The sequence below is a fragment of the Candidatus Streptomyces philanthi genome (assembly GCF_059553635.1).
Genome location: NZ_JCANQV010000471.1, coordinates 1 through 2,904, shown reverse-complemented (window position 1 = coordinate 2,904; position 2,904 = coordinate 1). Strand labels below are relative to the sequence as shown.

3 protein-coding genes are annotated in these 2,904 nt (G+C 75.1%); 2 read left to right on the top strand and 1 reads right to left on the bottom strand.

Annotation, left to right across the window (positions count from 1 at the left end; genetic code table 11):
• Positions 1 to 94 precede the first annotated feature (94 nt).
• Both AC51EU_RS29110 and AC51EU_RS29105 read left to right on the top strand, forming a co-directional pair.
• Complete coding sequence (locus tag AC51EU_RS29110; protein ID WP_496270086.1) at positions 95 to 1,024, top strand: DUF6895 family protein; 930 nt, start codon at positions 95 to 97, stop codon at positions 1,022 to 1,024.
• Entirely contained in the window at positions 1,021 to 2,049 is a 1,029-nt protein-coding gene (locus AC51EU_RS29105; RefSeq protein WP_496270085.1) for a serine hydrolase domain-containing protein, read from the top strand. The genes AC51EU_RS29110 and AC51EU_RS29105 overlap by 4 nt, the downstream gene beginning before the upstream one ends.
• Before the next feature lie 13 nt (positions 2,050 to 2,062).
• Here AC51EU_RS29105 and AC51EU_RS29100 read toward each other — a convergent pair.
• On the bottom strand, positions 2,063 to 2,904 hold an 842-nt coding region (locus AC51EU_RS29100), incomplete at its 5' end, for a hypothetical protein (RefSeq protein ID WP_496270084.1).

The following is a 2,904-nucleotide window of genomic DNA, read 5'->3' as shown; positions in this document are numbered from 1 at the left end:
ACCACTCCACCCTGGTGACCGTGTTCGCCGCCACCCTCGCCCGGTGCGCCGCGTCCGGCACCGCCGCGACGATCCGTGAAAGCGAGGCAGTACCGTGACGGTCACGGCCGCACCCCCCGCCCTGCTGCACAGCGTCGGCGAACGGGCCCTCAGCTGGCTCGACGCCCACCGCGAGCACTTCCGGCTCACCCCCGACGACCGCGCGACCAACCGCGCGCTGATCGAACGCCTCAAACCCGTCGGCGAACTCGCCCTCAACATGAGGGTGCTGTTCCGGGAGGGCGTGGCCGGCTCCCAGCAGCGCGCCCGCGCCGGGCAGCTCCTCGACTTCGCCTGGCGGGACCTGCTCGACGGCGGGAACGTGCTGGACGCCCTCCAGCACGACGAGCCCGTCTCCCCCGTGCCGCTGGAGATCTACTCCGTCTTCCACGAACTGGGCCACCGGCACCCGGGCCTGGAGGCCGGACTCGCCGTCAACCGCCGCACAGCGGGCTGGCACGCGTTCGAGATGGTGCCCAACCGGCGGCTCGCCGTCCTCAACGCCGAGCTGCGGATGGGCCTGATGCCCGGCGACGACATCCGCCGCGCCGCGCGCCGCACCTGGCTGGGACGCCTGCCCGAACCATGGACCGCGCAGTACCACATCACATACGACGTCACCCACACCATCTTCCACCTCACCAACTGGGGCGAACTCCCCGACCGCGTCCCGGAGGACATCGCCGGCTACCTGTCGCTGTACCTCCCGGCCTGGACGGACGACTGGGCGGACCTCGAACACTGGGACCTGCTCGGCGAACTCCTCGTCGTCGACGCCTGCCTGCCCCGCCCCTCCCTCGACGTACGGGTGTGGGAACGGTACGCGGCCGCCCAGCAGCCGGACGGGGCGATGCCGCTCCACCACGGCATGCCGGAGGGCGACGCGGCCGAGGTGTTCGACATCGTCCACCACCCCACCCTGGTCGCCGCCCTCGCCTCGGCGATGGGCACCTCCCGCGCGCTGTCCGCGCACGGGGCCCGGTGACCGGCCCCGCCGCCGCCCGGCTCACACGGGCGGCCGCCGGGATCGACGCGCCGGACGTCGTCCTGGCCGCCACCGTGCGCGGCATCCGCACCGTCGTCACCGGCGGCACCGCACCGGCACCGGCCGCCCCGCGCGCCGGGCTGCGCTACGAACTCGGGTCGCTCAGCAAGACGTTCACCGTCCTGCTGATGGCCGAGCTGGCCCGCGCGGGTGTCCTCGGACCGGACGACCCGCTCGCCGAGCGGCTGCCCCCGGCGCCGCCGGCGCACCCCGCCTCCCGGCACATCACCCTGCGCCATCTGGCGACCCACACCGCGGGCCTGCCGCGCATCCCGCGGGACCTGGTGGCGGGGGCCCTGCTGCGCCCGTACACCGACGGGTACGCCCGCTACGACACCGGCCGGCTGCTGGACGCCTTCGCCCGCACCCGGCCCCGGCACCGGCCCGGTACCCGCTGGCACTACTCCAACTTCGGCCTGGCGCTGCTCGGTACCGCCCTCGCGCACACCGCGGGCGGCGACCTGGCCGGACTGCTGGCCCGTCATGTCCTGCGCCCGCTCGGCCTGCGCGGCGCCGGCCTGGGGCCGGACGTCACCGGGCGCGACGCCACCGGCTACCGCGGGGACGGGCGGACCCCGGCGCCGGGCGCCCGGCTGCACGGGTTCGCCGCCGCGACCTCCGTCCGCGCCACCCCCGAGGACCTGCTGACGTACCTGGAGGCGCACCTCTCCCCCGGCGCCACCCCGCTGGCCGGGCCGCTGCGCGCGGTCCAGGTCCCGCAGCTGCGCCGGGGCCCGCGCCGCCGGCACACCCATACGCTGACGTGGTTCCAGCACCCCGGCCCCGGCGGCCCGCTCCTCTTCCACGCCGGAGCGACCTACGGCCAGCAGGCGTTCGCCGGTTTCCACCCCGCGACCGGCACGGGGCTCGCCGCCGTCGCCACCCGCCGCGGCAACGCCTGCGGCCTGGTGTCCACCGCGTACGAGGAGTTGTACGCGCTGTGCGAGGCGGAGCGGGTCCGCTGAGCGGCGCGGGGGCTCACGCGGGGCCGGGGCCCTGCCCGGTTCCTGGTCCGCCGGGGTTCCGGTTCTTCAGGTGCTGCGGCTTCTCCGGCACCTCGGGCGCGCCGAGGTCCTCGATGTACTTGGCGGGGATGCCGGTCAGGAAAACGATCTCCTCGTCCAGCTTGTAGGCCACGACGCTGGCCTCGTCGAGCGGCCACCGGTCCGCGCAGAGCTGCGGCCCGGCGGCGGCCCCGGCCGGCGCCTGGCCCGGGGGCGCGTCCTCCTCCCACACCAGGGGAACGGTCATGCGGTACTCGTGCCCGGCCTTCTGCGCGCCCGTGGTGCCCGTGGCCACGTACGGCAGATCGTCTCCCCTGCCCTTCGTCTGCGCCTTCCATTCCCGGGCCCAGGTCCGCCGCTTCATCGGGCTCATGGCCCGCCATTCGGCCGCGAGGACCCTGGCGTGCTCGACCGACACCATGCCGTAACCGAAGAACCCGCCGGCCTTCCTGATCTCCTCCGGGGACCGGCTGTCCCCCCGGTACACGGTGACGGTGGTACGCCCCCTGGTCGCGGGCGCCCGCTTGGTCAGGTCCTTCCTGATGCCCTCCTCCACCGTCCCCCGCCCCTTCTTCGTCGCGCGCTCCAGGAGCTGCGGAATCGAGCGGAGCGGCAGATGCGGGTGGGCGGAGAAGTAGCGGAAGCTCTCGACGACCGCCGGCACGTCCTCCTCCGTGACCCCGTAGCCCGGCAGGAGTTCCTTCAGCCGCTCCTCGGTGAGCCCGGTCAACGCGCCCTCCACGGTGCGCTGGACCGGAGCGGCGGGCATCCGGCCGCGGTCCCCCTCCAGCATCCGCGCCGTCGCGCGGTTCCCGG